16 protein-coding genes are annotated in these 15265 nt (G+C 71.6%); 15 read left to right on the top strand and 1 reads right to left on the bottom strand.

Annotated elements, in window-relative coordinates:
• Nucleotides 1-116 precede the first annotated feature (116 nt).
• The 3 genes from KSO98_RS08850 to greA all read left to right on the top strand — a co-directional run bounded on the left by KSO98_RS08850 (nt 117) and on the right by greA (nt 3298).
• Entirely contained in the window at nt 117-1460 is a 1344-nt protein-coding gene (locus tag KSO98_RS08850) for an AI-2E family transporter (protein WP_225284959.1), read from the top strand.
• Complete coding sequence (ilvA, locus tag KSO98_RS08845; RefSeq protein ID WP_225284957.1) at nt 1453-2676, top strand: threonine ammonia-lyase; 1224 nt, start codon at nt 1453-1455, stop codon at nt 2674-2676. The genes KSO98_RS08850 and ilvA overlap by 8 nt, the downstream gene beginning before the upstream one ends.
• 118 nt (nt 2677-2794) lie before the next feature.
• Nucleotides 2795-3298 (top strand): transcription elongation factor GreA, encoded by a 504-nt coding sequence (greA, locus tag KSO98_RS08840; RefSeq protein ID WP_225284955.1) that lies wholly within the window; start codon nt 2795-2797, stop codon nt 3296-3298.
• 60 nt (nt 3299-3358) lie between these two features.
• Here the strand turns inward: greA and KSO98_RS08835 are convergent, their stop codons facing one another.
• Complete coding sequence (locus KSO98_RS08835) at nt 3359-3763, bottom strand: DUF4307 domain-containing protein (RefSeq protein WP_225284954.1); 405 nt, start codon at nt 3761-3763, stop codon at nt 3359-3361.
• Between the two features lie 129 nt (nt 3764-3892).
• Between KSO98_RS08835 and mca the strand changes: the two genes are divergently transcribed.
• The 12 genes from mca to KSO98_RS08775 all read left to right on the top strand — a co-directional run bounded on the left by mca (nt 3893) and on the right by KSO98_RS08775 (nt 14908).
• The gene (gene mca / locus KSO98_RS08830) at nt 3893-4792 is read left to right on the top strand and encodes a mycothiol conjugate amidase Mca (protein WP_225284950.1); all 900 of its coding nucleotides are present in this window, start codon (nt 3893-3895) and stop codon (nt 4790-4792) included.
• 12 nt (nt 4793-4804) lie between these two features.
• Entirely contained in the window at nt 4805-5047 is a 243-nt protein-coding gene (locus tag KSO98_RS08825) for a hypothetical protein (RefSeq protein ID WP_225284948.1), read from the top strand.
• A gap of 82 nt (nt 5048-5129) precedes the next feature.
• A complete protein-coding gene (locus KSO98_RS08820) occupies nt 5130-6017 on the top strand; it encodes a mechanosensitive ion channel family protein (RefSeq protein ID WP_225284945.1) in 888 nt (295 codons plus the stop codon).
• On the top strand, nt 6017-6427 hold the full coding sequence (locus tag KSO98_RS08815) for an Rv3103c transmembrane domain-containing protein (protein WP_225284943.1): 411 nt from the start codon (nt 6017-6019) through the stop codon (nt 6425-6427). Before KSO98_RS08820 ends, KSO98_RS08815 begins: the two co-directional genes overlap by 1 nt.
• Nucleotides 6428-6468: 41 nt before the next feature.
• Nucleotides 6469-7206: an HNH endonuclease family protein gene (locus tag KSO98_RS08810; protein WP_225285311.1), complete on the top strand. Its 738-nt coding sequence runs from the start codon at nt 6469-6471 to the stop codon at nt 7204-7206.
• Nucleotides 7207-7350: 144 nt separating this feature from the next.
• Nucleotides 7351-8943, top strand: a complete 1593-nt coding sequence (locus KSO98_RS08805) for a PP2C family protein-serine/threonine phosphatase (protein ID WP_225284940.1) — start codon at nt 7351-7353, stop codon at nt 8941-8943.
• Nucleotides 8934-9995, top strand: a complete 1062-nt coding sequence (locus KSO98_RS08800; RefSeq protein WP_225284932.1) for a cobalamin B12-binding domain-containing protein — start codon at nt 8934-8936, stop codon at nt 9993-9995. Before KSO98_RS08805 ends, KSO98_RS08800 begins: the two co-directional genes overlap by 10 nt.
• Nucleotides 9996-10153: 158 nt before the next feature.
• The gene (locus tag KSO98_RS08795) at nt 10154-10504 is read left to right on the top strand and encodes a YciI family protein (protein ID WP_372457776.1); all 351 of its coding nucleotides are present in this window, start codon (nt 10154-10156) and stop codon (nt 10502-10504) included.
• A gap of 34 nt (nt 10505-10538) precedes the next feature.
• Nucleotides 10539-11804: an RNA polymerase sigma factor gene (locus KSO98_RS08790; protein ID WP_225284927.1), complete on the top strand. Its 1266-nt coding sequence runs from the start codon at nt 10539-10541 to the stop codon at nt 11802-11804.
• Nucleotides 11805-11869: 65 nt separating this feature from the next.
• Entirely contained in the window at nt 11870-14203 is a 2334-nt protein-coding gene (locus tag KSO98_RS08785) for a molybdopterin cofactor-binding domain-containing protein (RefSeq protein ID WP_225284924.1), read from the top strand.
• Nucleotides 14204-14217: 14 nt separating this feature from the next.
• Nucleotides 14218-14721: a (2Fe-2S)-binding protein gene (locus KSO98_RS08780; protein ID WP_225284921.1), complete on the top strand. Its 504-nt coding sequence runs from the start codon at nt 14218-14220 to the stop codon at nt 14719-14721.
• A 19-nt stretch (nt 14722-14740) separates the two neighbouring features.
• Entirely contained in the window at nt 14741-14908 is a 168-nt protein-coding gene (locus tag KSO98_RS08775) for a DUF255 domain-containing protein (RefSeq protein ID WP_443680703.1), read from the top strand.
• The last annotated feature ends 357 nt before the right edge of the window (nt 14909-15265 follow it).

Below are 15265 nucleotides of genomic sequence, written 5' to 3'. Positions count from 1 at the left end.
CGTGCACAACAAGGGCATGTCGCTGATGGGCGTCTCCATCGACTGGCAGCAGACGGCCAGGGGCCTCGTCGTGCTGGCCGCCGTCGCCGTTCCCGCCGAGGCCGTAGTCTCGGCACGTGACCGACGATCACGGGGCCGAGGAACCGGCACAGCCCGATCAGACGACGCCCGGCGAGGACACCCCCGAGCCGGCCGTCGAGGCAGCAGCCGCCGCCGCGCACGACGCCGAGGCCGCGGCCGTCCGTGCCGCGCGCGAGCACGACCGCACCGAGAGGCTGGCGGCTCGCCTGTACGCCCAGTGGGCCAACCTCCGCGAGGAGCGCCAGGCGCAGCTGAGTCCCGCCGTGCCGCCCGCGCCCGCGCGGAGCGGCCAACGCAGCGTCGCCGTCCCGTACGGGATCGACCTCGCCGCTTCCTGGGGCTGGCGCCTGCTGGTGATCGGCGCCGCCGGCTGGTGCATCTTCCGGGTCCTCGGCTTCCTCGAGATCATCGTCATCCCGGTGGTGATCGCCATGCTGATCACCGCCCTCGTCGTCCCGGCCGTCTCCGGGCTGGTGCGCACCGGGCTGCCGCGCGGCATCGCGGCCCTCTTCGCCGTCATCGGCGTGATCCTCGTGGTCGGGCTGCTCCTGTTCTACGCCGGACACCAGGTGGCGGCCGGTGCCAGTGACCTGGCCGATCAGACTGTCAAGGGTCTCGATGAGATCCGCCGCTGGCTCAAGAACGGCCCGCTGCATGCCAGCGACAGCCAGATCAACACCTGGATCGATCGCTTGCAGGCGGAGGTCACCCGGGCCGGTGCCAGCAACCCGCTGGACCGCGTCTCGGAGGTCGGCGGAGTCGCCGCGGACGTCCTGGCCAGCCTGTTCATCGTGCTCTTCTCGACCTACTTCTTCCTCGCCGAGGGTGAGCGGATCTGGTCCTGGGTCGTCCGGCTCACCCCGCGCGGCGCGCGCGGTCGGGTGGACAGCAGCGGCCGCGTCGCGTGGATCTCGCTGACCCAGTTCGTCCGGGCCACGGTGATCGTGGCCGCCGTGGATGCGATCGGCATCATGATCGTCGCGGCGATCCTGGGGGTGCCGTTCGTGGCAGCCATCGGCGTGCTGGTCTTCCTCGGCGCCTTCGTGCCGTTGATCGGCGCCACCGTCGCAGGGACCGTGGCCGTGCTCGTCGCACTCGTCGACCAGGGTCCGGTGACCGCGCTGCTCATGCTCGGCGGCGTCGTCCTGGTCCAGCAGCTGGAGGCGCACGGCCTGCAGCCGTTCCTGCTCGGCCGCTGGGTCTCGGTCCACCCGCTCGCGGTGATCATCGCGATCGCCGCCGGCGTGCTGGTCGCGGGCGTGGCCGGCGCCCTGGTCGCGGTCCCGCTGGCCGCCGTCGTCAACGCCGTCGGTCTCCATCTCACGGGCGAGGATCCGCAGCCCGGCCCGCTCTCGGTCGACGAGGACTCCGATGGCTGAGCCCACCCGGGCCGCGCCGGACCTGGCCGACATCCGGGCCGCCCGCGAGCTGTTGCGCGGCGTCACCATCGAGACGCCGGTCGAGACCTCCCGCTGGCTCTCCCAGCTGGTGGGTGCGCCGGTGCTGCTCAAGTGCGAGAACCTCCAGCGCACCGGCTCCTTCAAGTCCCGCGGCGCGTACGTCCGGATCAGCCGGCTCACCGACGCCGAGCGGGCGTGCGGCGTGGTCGCGGCCAGCGCCGGCAACCACGCCCAGGGCGTCGCGCTCGCGGCCTCCCTGATGGGCGCGAACGCCACCGTGTTCATGCCCGACGGCGCCGCGATCCCCAAGGAGCGCGCCACCCGCGGGTACGGCGCCGAGGTGATCTTCGCCGGCCCGACCGTCGACGACTGCCTCGCGGCCGCCGCCGAGCACGCCGAGCGCACCGGCGCAGTGCTCATCCACCCCTTCGACCACCCCGACGTGATCGCGGGGCAGGGCACCGCCGGGCTCGAGATCCTCGAGCAGGTCCCCGAGGTCCGGACGGTCCTCGTGCCCGTCGGCGGAGGCGGGCTGCTCGCCGGCGTCGCGCTCGCCATCAAGGCGAGTCGCCCCGACGTACGCGTGATCGGCATCCAGGCCGCCGGCGCCGCCTCCTACCCGGCCTCGCTCGACGCCGGCCACCCCATCGCGTTGGAGGCGATGCGGACGATGGCCGACGGCATCGCGGTCGGCGTGCCGGGCACGCTGCCGTTCTCCATCATCCGCGAGCACGTCGACGAGATCCGTACGGTCTCCGAGGAGTCGATCTCGCGGGCGCTGCTGGCCCTGATGGAGCGCGCCAAGCTCGTCGTCGAACCGGCCGGTGCCGTCGGCGTGGCTGCCCTGCTCGACGATCCGGGCGCCTTCGAGGGGCCGGTCGCGGTGCTGCTCTCGGGCGGCAACATCGACCCGCTGCTGCTGACCAAGGTCATCCGCCACGGCCTCATCGCCGACAGCCGCTACCTGGTGCTGCGGATCGTCCTGCCGGACGCCCCCGGGGCTCTGGCCGGGCTGACCGCGCTGGTCGCCCAGGCCGGCGCCAACGTCGTGCACGTCTCCCACGGCCGCGCCGACCCGTCGCTGACCCTCGGTGACGTCGAGGTCCTGCTCCAGCTGGAGACGCGCGGGCGCAAGCACGCGGACTCGTTGATGGATCTGTTGGCGCAGAACGGGTACCGGGCCGATCACGCTTGATCCGGCCCGTCCTGCCTGACCAGCGCATTTCTGCGACCCACTGGGGTTGCGCTGGTAAACTCGTCGGATTGTCTGCACGACCCGTACGTCTCCACCCGTAAGTCTCAGGAGTGACTCGATGACCGAAGCAGCGCACGCCGCCACGATCTGGCTCAGCAAGGGCGCCTTCGCCCAGCTGACCGCCGACCTGGAGGACAAGAAGGGCCCCCAGCGCGCGAAGATCGTCGCCGAGATCAGTGCTGCCCGCGACGAGGGCGATCTCAAGGAGAACGGCGGCTACCACGCCGCCCGCGAGGCGCAGGGCCGACTGGAGGGCGAGATCCAGGCGCTCGAGGCGTTGCTGCGCCAGGCCGACACCACCGAGCCCACCGGCGACGTCGTGGGTCCTGGCCAGGTCGTCACGTTCAAGTTCGACGGCGATGACGACGACGAGGCCGAGACCCGCCTCATCGCCTCGATCGAGATGAAGGACTACGCGCAGGGTCTGGAGATCTCCTCGGCCCAGTCGCCGATCGGCGCGGCCCTGCTCGGCGCCAGCGCCGGCGACACCGTCTCCTACGAGGGGCCCAACGGCAAGACCCTCAAGGTCGAGGTGCTGAAGGTCGTCCCCTTCAAGGACTGAGGACGCCGACTGCTCTCTTCTCTGAACGGCCTCGTCGCGTGGCGACCGGGCCGTTCGGCGTTACTGGGCGTCCTGCTGGCCCTCGGCGGTACAGCCCTGCCAGTCGATCGACGTCGGCTGACGCTCGGTCTTCAGCACGAAGCTCTGCCGGCCGGAGATCGGGGTGAAGCTGTGCACGCCCACGGTCGAGTGGTCCTCGGCGTAGGCCAGCACGGTGCAGACCGGCCGGACGGTCGCGTCGTAGATGTGCACGTCGACGGTGATCTTGACGGCGTTGTCGCCCTGCAGCTCCCAGCTGTCCATCGACGAGGCCACCTTCGGGTGGCTGTGCAGCCAGAGCGCCCAGACGAACCAGCCGATCAGGCCGGCGACCACGACGAGGCCGGCACCGAGGAGGGCGTTGCGCCCCCAGGCGCTGCCGCCCCCGTACCGCTGGGCGATCCGGGACGGAGACTGCTGGTTCACGGGCACATCCTCACATCCAGCGGGCCCGGCCCGCGAAGCGGGCCGGCTGCGTGCCGCCCTGCACCCGTGGCGGCCGCGCACGACGACGCTCGCTTCGGCCCCTTCGCGGCCGGACCCTAGGATCGGTCCATGACGCAGCGCCCCCAGGACCGTACGGGTCTCCGCCTGATGCACGTGCACGCGCACCCGGACGACGAGTCCAGCAAGGGGGCGGCCTCGACGGCGCGCTACGTCGCCGAGGGTGTCGACGTGCACGTGGCGACGTGCACCGGCGGCGAGCGCGGCTCCATCCTCAACCCGAAGATGGACCGCCCCGGGATCCTGGAGAACATCCACGAGATCCGCCGCCAGGAGATGGAGCGTGCCCGCGACATCCTCGGGATCTCCCAGGACTGGCTCGGCTTCGTCGACTCCGGCTGGCCCGAGCCCGAGGTCGAGGGCGGCCCGCTGCCGCCGCTGCCCGAGGGCTGCTTCGCGCTGGTCCCGGTCGAGGCGGCGGCCGTGCCGCTGGTCCGGCTGATCCGCTCGTTCAAGCCGCACGTGCTCACCACGTACGACGAGAACGGCGGCTACCCGCACCCCGACCACATCGCCTGTCACCAGGTGTCGGTGTTCGCCTTCGAGAAGGCCGCCGACCCGGAGTGGCACCCCGAGCTGGGGGAGGCGTGGCAGACGCTGAAGCTCTACTACCACCACGGCTTCAACCGGCCGAAGGCCGTCGCGCTGCACCACGCGATGGTCGAGCACGGGCTGGAGTCGCACTACGCGGAGCGGCTGGAGAAGTGGACCAAGGACGACGCGTGGGACGCCCGCGTCACCACCCACGTGCCGTGCGGCGACTACTTCGGCGTGCGGGACCAGGCGCTGCTCGCGCACGCCACCCAGATCGACCCGGACTCGTGGTGGTTCGCCACCCCGCGCGAGCTGGAGAAGCAGGTCTGGCCGACCGAGGACTACGAGCTCGTCACGTCGTTCGTCGACAGCCCGACGCCGGAGGACGACCTTTTCGCCGGCATCACCGTCGAGTGAGACACTGAGGGCATGCTTCCCCTGCTGATCTCCCTCACCGCGACCGACCCGGTCCCGACCGACGACTCGGTGAAGGCCGGCTGGACGGCGTTCGTGATCTTCCTGCTCCTCGGCCTGGCGATCGTGTTCCTCGGCTGGAGCTTCAGCCGGCAGATGAAGAAGGTTAAGAAGGCCGACGCGGAGGGCGTTTACGGTCCGCCGTCGTCGACGAAGGCTGACGATGACGCCGCCGCCGACCTGCCCAAGAACGTCTGACGTCCTTGACCGGCGCAGCCAGCGCCTGAAGTCGTCCCTCGCGCGCGCTGTCGCTCGCTCGGTCGCCTAGGGTGGCGCTGTGATGGCGATGTCGGCTCCCACGCCGATCCACGACTTCGGCCAGTGGTCGCGCGGCAACGGTCTGGAGATCGTGCTGCTCGTCCTCGGGTCGATCCTGCTCGCCCGCTCCGTGCGGTGGTTCAGCGACGTCGCCACCGATCAGGCCGAGGCGCGCCGCGCCGCCCAGTCCTCCCTGGTCCGCTCCGAGGACGACAAGCATCGGCGGGCGTTGGCGCAGGTCGTGACCTGGGCGCTGGTGGTGGTCATCTACGTCGTCGCCGCGATCCTGATCGTGCAGAAGCTCGGCGTCGCGCTGGCCGCCTTCGTACCGCTCGCGACCGTGGCGGGCGTCGCGCTGGGCTTCGGCGCCCAGCGGATCGTCCAGGACCTGCTGGCCGGCTTCTTCGTCGTCGCCGAGCGCCAGTACGGCTTCGGGGACATGGTCCGGGTCTCGGTCGTCGGGCTCGGCGTACCCGTGCTCGGCACGGTCGAGAACGTCTCGCTGCGCACCACCACGGTGCGCACTCATACCGGCGAGGTCGTGATCACGCCCAACGGCCAGATCGCGCAGATCACCAACCTCTCGCGCGACTGGGCCCGTGCGGTCATCGACGTTCCGGTCGCGGCGACGATGGACGTCAACCGGGTCCTGGCGGTGCTGCGCGCGGCGTGCGAGACCGCGTTCGCCGAGCCGTCGCTGCACGACCTGCTGCTCGACGCGCCGTCGGTGATGGGCGTGGAGTCGATCGAGGTCGACCAGTTCCAGGTACGGGTGGTGGCGCGGACGCTGCCGGGCCGTCAGTTCGAGGTCGGTCGCACGATGCGCGTCCTCATCACGCGGACGCTGGCGTCCGAAGGGATCATCCTGCACGCGGAGATCAGCACCGGCGAACCCACCGGGACGGCCTGATGTCCAGCGACCGGCTGAGGGACCACCTCCGCGCGCACCTGCCGCGGCGCTCCACGTGGACCATCGCGCTGCTCTTCGTGGTGGTGCTGGTGCTGTACCTCTTCGTCCGGCCCGACGAGCCGGTCTCGCCGCCGGCCGTGGTGGTGCCGCAGCAGACGATCACCCCGCATCCGACGCCGACGATCGAGCCGTCCCCGACGCGGACGGCCCCCGCGAGCCCCGAGCAGACGCCGAGCCCGTCGCGCTCGGTGAGGCCGCCCGCCTCGGCCTCGCCGACACGAGCGGCGTCGGCCCCGGGCTCGCCGACGGTGAAGCCGACCCCGACACCCACGCCGAGCGCGGTGGCCTCGCCACCGGTCACCACCACCTCGGCGGCCCCACCCACCCCGACGGCCACCGCTGCTCAGTGATCCGCCGTCCGCCCGGCGGGCTGTCGGTGCCTCCTGGCAGTCTGCGCGGCATGGCACGTCTGCTCCTCGCGCTCCTGCTCGCCGTGCTGGTGGGCGGGTGCGCGCTGTCCACGGTGACCGCGTCGCCACCGGCACAGCAGCCGGCACCGGCGCGGTCCCAGCCCTCCCGCACGCCGTCTCGGGTGGGGGCGCCGGTCGTCGACGCGGCGGCGGTGCGCGCCGACCTCGCCACGCTGGCGGTGAAGGGTCGCGCGCCGATGACCGGCTACGACCGCGACGCCTTCGGGCAGGCGTGGAGCGACGACACCGAGGACCAGTGGGGCCACAACGGCTGCGACACCCGCAACGACATCCTTCGCCGCGACCTGCGTGATGTGGCGCTCGATCCGCGCACGCACGGCTGCGTCGTGCTGACCGGCACGCTCGCCGATCCCTACGGCGGCACGCTGATCCACTTCGTGCGCGGTGTCGCGACCAGCATCGCGGTGCAGGTCGACCACGTCGTGGCACTCGGCGACGCCTGGCAGAAGGGTGCCCGGCAATGGACGGCGCAGAGGCGGCAGGCGTTCGCCAACGACCCGCGCGAGCTGCTCGCGGTCAGCGGCCCGCTCAACGCCTCGAAGGGCGACGGGGACGCGGCGACGTGGCTGCCGCCGGCGAAGGCGTACCGCTGCGCGTACGTCGCCCGTCAGGTCGCGGTGAAGAAGGCCTACGGGCTGTGGGTGACCGCCGCCGAGCGCGATGCGATCGCCCGGGTCCTCGCCTCGTGCGCGCGGTGAGCCCGGTGTCGACCGGGCGCTCCGACGGGGGCGTGTCTACCCTGTCTTGGTAAAGGCCGCTGCACCGAGGTGGCGGTGAGCCCCCGATGCATGGCCCCGCTGAGCCGAGCAGGCCGAACGAGCCAGGAAGTTACGGTAGTCCGCATGAAGACCCAGCCCGCCCCTCTCGCGGCAGCTTCCGCGACGCTCGGCGCGGGCTGGGACGCAGCTCCCGTCGCCGCCGTGGCTGTGGCCGCCGACGGCCGCGTCCTCGACATCAACCGGGCTGCGCGGGCGGTCCTCCCGGCCGTCGAGCCCGGCGACCAGCTGAGTGTCGGCGCGCCCGGCTGGCTGTCGGCCGCCGACAGCGTGGTGCGCTCGGGCGAGCCCGTCGGGGACGTCGCCGGCGTCGCGGGGTCCCAGAGCTTCGACGCCCATCCGGTCGCGGCAGCGGACGGCTCGGTGATGTGGTGGCTCGAGGAGACGACGCGGCTCCGCGCGAGCCAGGAGGCGCTGCGACTCGAGCGGGAGAGCACCGCGTTCCTCCACGCTGCCTCCGACGCTCTCCTCAGCTCGCTGAACGCGTCACGGACGATGGAGGTCGCTGCGGAGCTGGCCGTGAGCCGGCTCGCCGACGCCGCCTGGGTCATCGCCCCGGTGGCCCGCGGGGTGCATCAGGCGGTCCAGTGCCTGCACGGAGAGCGCCCACGCGCCCTGACCCTCCGCATCAGGGCAGAGGACATCCCGGGCCTGGCCGAGGCGCTGCAGGGCTTCCCGCCCGTTCCCTCGCGCTGGATCGACCCCGCCGGGCTCGAGCCGTGGATCGTCCCCGACGGGTTCGGCGAGGCCGGCCCGATGGTGGTGACGTCGCTGCCCGGTCACGGGGTGCCCGCCGGGGCCCTCGTCCTGCTGCGACGCGCGGATCGCGTGGCGTTCAGCGAGGACGAGGAGGCGGTGGCGCGGCTGTTCGCCTCCCGCGTGGGTGCCGCGCTCGCCGCCGCCCGCCTCTTCGAGCAGCAGAGCGCTATCACCGACGTGCTCACCTCCCAGCTCCTACCGCCGGCACTGCGCCGGTCGCGGGGCATCGACTTCGCGGGCGTCTACCGCCCCGCGCAGGAGACGGCGCGGCTGGGTGGCGACTTCTACGACGTCCACGAGACGGAGGACGGCGGCACGCTGGCCCTGCTCGGCGACGTCTGCGGCCAGGGCCTCGAGGCGGCCGTGCTGACGGGCAAGATCCGGAACACCATGCAGGCGCTGCTGCCGCTGGCCGGCGACCACGGCCGCGTGCTCGCGCTGCTCAACGCCGCCCTCATCGGCGCGGGCGAGACCCGTTTCGCGAGCCTCGTGCTCGCGTCCGCGCTACGGGAGGACGACGGGCTCCGGCTGCGCCTCACGCGTGCCGGTCACCTGCCGCCGCTGGTCGTGCGCGCTGACGGTCGCGTCGAGGAGCTCCTCGGCCGCGGACCGGTCGTGGGCGTGCTCGACGAGCCGGAGTTCGAGACCCTCGAGGTGCGGCTCGAGCCGGGGGAGACCTGCCTGCTCTACACCGACGGCGTCGTCGAGGCGCGCGGCGGTCCGATGGGCGGTGAGCTGTTCGGCGAGGAGCGACTGCACCTGCTGTTGAGCGAGTGCGGCGGCCTGCCCGCCGAGGCCGTGGTGGAGCGGGTCGTCATGCTGGCCACGCAGTGGCTCGAGGGACCGGAGCACGACGACATCGCCGTCCTGGCCATCACGGCGCCGCGGGTGTGGTCCTGATCGGCGTCGGCGGCAGCCCCGATGCCGTCGCGGTGCACGCCGACCGGCTCTGGCAGGCCGTGCTGGCCGGCGACGAGTACCGCGCGATCGACACCGTGCTGGGAGCACTGGCCGAAGGCGTGGAGCCGGAGGCGATCCTGCTCGACGTCGTGGGCGCCACCCAGCGGCGTGTCGGGCACGAGTGGTCGCTCAACCGGATCAGCGTGGCCCAGGAGCACGCCGCCACCGCGATCAACGAGCGCGCCATCGCCCATCTCGCCACGCGGCTGCCGCGGCCGGAGGTCACGGGCGCCCACGTGACGGTGGCCTGCGTCGACGGGGAGTGGCACGCGCTGCCGGCCCGCCTCCTCGCAGAGGTGCTGACCCTGCGTGGGTTCCGCGTCGACTACCTCGGTGCTCAGGTCCCGACGCCCCACCTGATCACCCACCTGCACCGGAGCAGCCCCGATCTGGTGGCGCTGTCCGGCTCGCTGCCCACTCGCCTGCCTGTCGCGCACGCGACCATCAGCGCCTGCCAGAGCGCCGGTGTGCCGGTCATCGTCGGTGGCGCCGCCTTCGGATCGCACGGCCGGTGGGCCGCGCGACTGGGCGCCCAGGCGTGGGCGCCGACCGCGCGGGCGGCGGCCGACCGGCTGGTCGAGCCGTTGCCCCGACCGCCCGCCGCGCACGAGCCGATCGACGATCTTCCGCACCTGCTGGATCAGGAGTACACGATGGTCACGCGCGGCTCCGCCGGGCTGGTCCGTGCCGTCATGGCAGGGCTGGAGGAGCGGATCCCGGCGATGCGCGCCTACACCGACCTGCAACGCCAGCACACCGCCGAGGACGTCGCCCACACGGTCGACTTCCTGGGATCGGCGCTCTACATCGACGACGCGGTGCTGTTCCTCGACTACGTGACCTGGACCGCCCAGATCCTGGAGGCGCGCTTGGTGCCCGCCCGCTCGCTCGTCCCGGCGATGGACCTGCTGTCCGACCGGCTGCGCGACTTCCCGCGAGCGCTCGGCATGCTCGACCGCGCCACCGCGCTGCTCGAGCCCGCGCAGCGGTAGACCGCGCCGTCCGCGTCGTAGTACGACGGGATCGCTGGAAAAAAGATCCGACAGCGATGTCGAAATCGCCCTCGCCGGTTCGACGTACGTACGAGAGAGCAACTCCACCAACTCAAGAAGGACTGATCGAGATGCCGCGTTTCATGGGATTCGTGAGGATGGAAGAGGGCCAGGGCGCGCCGACGCAGGCGCTGATGGACGCGATGGACGTCTACATCGGGGAACAGGCCGCCAAGGGCGTCTTCCTCGACGGGGGCGGCCTCTACGGCACCGAGGACGCGGTGAACTTCATCGTCCGTGACGGTGCCACGACCCGCGTCGACGGCCCCTACGCCGAGGCCAAGGAGGTCGTCGGCGGCTGGGCGATCATGCAGTACGACACCCTCGAGGAGGCGATCGCCGGCTCGCAGGAGTTCGCCGAGCTGCACGCCAAGTACTGGCCCGAGTGCCGGATGGTCTCGACGCTGCGCCAGATCTCCGACGCGCCGCCGGAGGCGCAGGACGCCTGATCCCGTACGGCGCTGGCGTCATTAGTCTGGCCTCGTGCCAGTTGACGTCGCCAGCGCCGAGGCGATCACCGCTGCGTGGCGGGCTGAGTCGGCCCGCCTCGTCGGCGCTCTGACCCGGATGACCCGGGATGTCGACCTGGCCGAGGATCTCGCCCAGGACGCGCTGGTCGCTGCGCTCGAGCAGTGGCCCGCCACCGGCGTACCGGACAATCCGGCCGCCTGGCTGATGACCGCCGCGAAGCGCCGCGGCATCGACCACCTCCGGCGCGCCGACAGCCTCCGCGGCAAGACCGAGGAGCTCGGCCATGCCCTCACCCTGGGAGGTGTGCAGATGGATCTCGACGACCAGGTCGACCAGATCGAGGACGACGTCCTGCGGCTCATCTTCCTCACCTGCCACCCGGTGCTCACGCCCGAGTCGCGGGCGGCGCTGACCCTGCGCCTGGTCGGCGGCCTGAGCACCGCGGAGATCGCGCGCGGCTTCCTGGTCGCCGAGAAGGCGATGGGTCAGCGGATCTCGCGGGCGAAGCGCACGCTGGCCGAGGCACGCGCCGAGTTCGAGCTGCCGACCGGCGCCGAGCGGGTCGCCCGGCTCGACGATGTGATGGCGGTGATCTACCTGATCTTCAACGAGGGGTACGCCGCCACCGCCGGCGAGGACTGGATGCGCACCGACCTGGTCGCCGAGGCCACCCGGCTCGCGCGGATGCTGTCCGCGCTCGCGCCCGACGAGGTGGAGGTGCTCGGCCTCCAGGCGCTGCTCGAGCTGCAGGGCTCCCGCATCGCGGCCCGGGTCTCCGACGACGGCGAGCCGGTGCTGCTGGAGGCGCAGGACCGGACGCGCTGGGACGAGCTGATGATCCGGCGCGGGCTCGCTGCGCTGCGGGCCGCGGAGACGCTGGCCGCGCGCGGGACGCCGGTGGGGACGTACTTCCTGCAGGCCTCGATCGCTGCCCAGCACGCCCGCGCCGCCAGCGCGGGGGAGACCGACTGGCGCCGGATCGCGCGCCTGTACGACGTCCTCGCCCAGGCCGCGCCGGGCCCGGTCGTCGAGGTCAACCGCGCGGTCGCCCACGGTCGCGCCCTCGGCGCGGCCGCGGGGTTGGCGATCCTCGACGCGCTCGCGCCGGATGCGCTGGCGGAGTCGCCGCTGGTCGCCAGCGTCCGCGGCGACCTGCTCGAACGCGCCGGCCGGCACGCCGAGGCAGCGGCCTGCTTCGAGGAGGCGGCGCGACTGACCCGGAACGCGGGGGAGCGCACGCTCCTCGAGCGCCGGGCCGCGGACAACCGCTCCGGGTGACGTGTGCCACAATCCTCAGCGGGGAGGGAGCACGTTCATCGCTGCTCTCTGAATGAGGACGATCCATGGCAGATCTCGGGACCACCCCACCCCTCCCAGCCGCTCCCGGCGTCGGGCGACGCACCCTCCTCGGGTACGTCCTGGCCGCGCCGATCCTCGCGGTCGCCGTGGACTGGGGTCTCGAGACGGCCGCGCCGGCGTCGGCCGCGGCCGCCATCCCGACGCTGCCCGGCGTGGCCGACCTCTTCGATCTCAGTGATGCCCAGACCGCGGCGGCGATGCCGACGTCGCACCTGATCAGCATGGAGCTGAGGACCGACGGCACCGTGCACTTCGCGCTGCCCCGCATGGAGGTGGGTCAGGGGATCACCACCTCGACCGCGATGATCATCGCCGACGAGATGGACATTCCCGTCGAGAAGGTCGTCATCACGCTGGCCGACGCCCGCCCCGAGCTGGTGATGAACCAGCTGACCGGTGGCTCCAACACCACGATGTCGACCTATTACCCGATCCGGACGGCCGCCGCGATCGCACGCGGTCGGCTGCTGAAGGCGGCCTCGCTCATGCTGGGAGGCCTGCCGGTGAGCGGCCTGGTGACGCTCGGCGGCGAGGTCATCGCTCCCGACGGCACCCGGCTCTCGTACGGCTCGCTGTCCAAGCCCGCGGCGGCCACCTCGACGACGGCGGTCAAGGCGACGCTGAAGCCCGACACCGACCTCAAGGTCGTCGGCCGCCCCCACAACCGCATCGACGCGCATGCCGCGATCACGGGCGAGAAGACGTTCACGATGGACCTGCACGTGCCCGGGGCGCTGCCGACCATGGTGTGCCGGCCGCCGACGATCAACGGCAAGGTCAAGCGCGTCAAGAACGCCAAGGCCGTGCTGAGGATGCCCGGCGTCACCCACGTCGCGACGATCCCCACCGGCGTCGCCGTCCGGGCACGCACCTTCGGCCAGTGCATCGACGCCGTACGCGCGCTCCGGGTCGACTGGACCCCCGGCCTGGCGGGCTCGAAGAGCGACGCCGACATCACCGCCGAGCTCAAGGCGGCCGAGATCCCGCTGGTCGTACCGGACGTGCCGCTCGTGGCGAAGAGCATCGACTCGGAGTTCTGGTTCGCGTTCGCGGGCAACTCGGCGCTCGAGACCAACTGTGCGATCGCCGACGTCCGCAAGGGCCGGGCCGAGATCTGGGGCGGCTTCAAGGCGCCGATCGTCGCGCAGAGCGAGATCGCCGCCGCCATCGGCCTACCCGCCTCCGCGGTCACGGTCCACTGCGTCAACGGCGGCGGATCGTTCGGCCGCAAGCTCTTCCACGACGCCGCCACCGAGGCCGCTCAGGCGAGCAAGAGGATGGGTGTCCCGGTGAAGCTGATGTGGCATCGTGCCGACGACGCCCGCCAGGGTCGGGTGCACCCGATGTCGATCGCCCGGACCCGCGCCACCGTCCTGCTCGGCGAGGTGCTGACGTACGAGCAGCGCCACACCAGCGTGCGCACGGAGTTCTCGCACGGCTTCGGTGACGTCATCACGGCCGCCGCCGGGCACCTGCCGGTCGGCGACTTCAGCCTGGCGCAGTTCATCTACCTCACCAGCCAGTCCACGCACTACGACTTCGGCGTCACCACCCAGATGCTCGACGAGGTCGAGACGCGCGCGTTCAACACCGGTGCGATGCGCAACATCTACTCGCCCAACACCGCGGTCGCCCGCGAGCTGACGGTCGACAAGATCGCCAAGGCGGTCGGCAAGGACCCGTACGACTTCCGGATGGCGACGATCAAGGACCCCCGCTCGAAGGCGGCGCTCCAGAAGGTCGCCACGGTCGGGAAGTGGGGCCGGACCATGCCGGCGGGCCACGCCCAGGGCCTCGGCATCCACAACGAGTACCACGGGTTCTCGGCCTGCCTGGTCGAGATCGACACCACGCCCGCGACCGTCAACCGGCGCGTACGGGACGCGGTGACCGGCCCGCGGGTGACCAAGGTCGTCTTCGCCGTCGACGTCGGCCTCGTGGTCAACCCGCGCGGCCTCGAGGCACAGATGATGGGCGGGATCATGGACGGCATCGCGCTGGCGCTGACCTCGAGCCTGCACCTGTCCGACGGACACTTCCAGGAGGCGTCCTGGGACAACTACGCGTACACGCGCGAGTGGAACGTCCCGTTCGACGTGGAGATCGTGATCATGCCGTCCACCGGCTCGGACCCCGGTGGGGCAGGCGAGCTCGGCGTCGCGGCGGCCTTCGCGGCGACCGCCGCGGCGTACGCCCGAGCCGTCGGGAAGATGCCGACCCGCTTCCCGATCAACCACGACCAGCCCCTCTTCTTCACGCCCAAGCCGACGGTGCCCCCGGTCCCGGCGTCGCCCACCAATGGCCTGCACCGCTACTGATCGGAGCCACTGACATGTCCAAGCACGCGAAGAAGAAGCACGCGAAGAAGCACACGTTCGTGGTCAACGGCCGCCGAGTGGAGGTCGAGGTCGAGGGCGACGTCCACCTGCTGTGGGTGCTGCGCGACATCCTGGGCATCACCGGTCCCAAGTACGGCTGCGGGATCAATGTCTGCAAGGCGTGTACGAGCCACCTCAACGGGCGTGCCTTCAACCCCTGCTCGGTGCCGGTCTCGAAGATCAAGCCGGACGACGAGATCACCACGATCGAAGGCCTCCCGGCCACCGTCGGCAAGGCGCTGCACCCGATGCAGGAGGCGTGGCTCGAGAACGATGTCGCCCAGTGCGGCTACTGCCAGCCCGGGCAGATCATGGCGGCCGTCGACCTCGTGCACCGGGTGAGGAAGCAGGGCCGGGCGATCACCGACGCCGACCTCGACACCCTGCGCAACATCTGCCGCTGCGGCACCTACCCGCGACTGCGCGAGGCGATCCGCGACGGCGCCAAGCAGATGTGAGCGCACTAGCGTAGGTCGGGTGAACCGGCTCCAGGACGCGACCTCGCCGTACCTCCTCCAGCACGCGGAGAACCCCGTCGACTGGTGGGAGTGGTCGCCCGAGGCGTTCGCTGCGGCGCGCGAGCGCGACGTCCCGATCCTGCTGTCGGTGGGCTACGCGGCCTGCCACTGGTGCCAAGAAAATTGACCATTCAACTACCATTAATGGTTATTGACGTTTGTGCAGGTCAGAGGCGCTTTTGAAGGTCACGCCGTTTCGCGGCGTATCGCCGAAAACCGTCCGATTTCGGGCAGTTCGTATCACTTTTCGTATCACTCGGCGGGGTCTGGCTGAGTCTCTGAGGCGGCGCTGCAGCTCCTCTTCGAGGAGGGCGCCGGATGATCGGAGGTGCAGGTCCATGGTACCCCGGATCGACTCCCTTGGGCGGTGCTCGTTGGGGCCGTCCTACTGGAACCTACTGAAACAATGTTCCAGTAGGTTCCAGTAAGCCCGGCCGGGTCGCGGGCGCTGCAGGCTTGTTGAGTAGGCAGGTCGCTACCTAAT

This window comes from Nocardioides nematodiphilus, assembly GCF_020216525.1.
Lineage (GTDB): Bacteria > Actinomycetota > Actinomycetes > Propionibacteriales > Nocardioidaceae > Nocardioides > Nocardioides nematodiphilus.
Note: the sequence above shows the minus strand (reverse complement) of the source record. Positions and strands in the feature narration are given on the sequence as shown.

Bases quoted from the DNA above. Each gene is read 5' to 3' on its own strand.
- ilvA (WP_225284957.1), top strand. From the start codon at position 1,453: ATGGCTGAGCCCACCCGGGCCGCGCCGGACCTGGCCGACATCCGGGCC.
- KSO98_RS08820 (WP_225284945.1), top strand. From the start codon at position 5,130: ATGGCGATGTCGGCTCCCACGCCGATCCACGACTTCGGCCAGTGGTCG.
- KSO98_RS08795 (WP_372457776.1), top strand. From the start codon at position 10,154: ATGGAAGAGGGCCAGGGCGCGCCGACGCAGGCGCTGATGGACGCGATG.
- KSO98_RS08815 (WP_225284943.1), top strand. From the start codon at position 6,017: ATGTCCAGCGACCGGCTGAGGGACCACCTCCGCGCGCACCTGCCGCGG.
- KSO98_RS08780 (WP_225284921.1), top strand. From the start codon at position 14,218: ATGTCCAAGCACGCGAAGAAGAAGCACGCGAAGAAGCACACGTTCGTG.
- KSO98_RS08805 (WP_225284940.1), top strand. From the start codon at position 7,351: ATGAAGACCCAGCCCGCCCCTCTCGCGGCAGCTTCCGCGACGCTCGGC.
- KSO98_RS08825 (WP_225284948.1), top strand. From the start codon at position 4,805: ATGCTTCCCCTGCTGATCTCCCTCACCGCGACCGACCCGGTCCCGACC.
- KSO98_RS08785 (WP_225284924.1), top strand. From the start codon at position 11,870: ATGGCAGATCTCGGGACCACCCCACCCCTCCCAGCCGCTCCCGGCGTC.
- mca (WP_225284950.1), top strand. From the start codon at position 3,893: ATGACGCAGCGCCCCCAGGACCGTACGGGTCTCCGCCTGATGCACGTG.
- greA (WP_225284955.1), top strand. From the start codon at position 2,795: ATGACCGAAGCAGCGCACGCCGCCACGATCTGGCTCAGCAAGGGCGCC.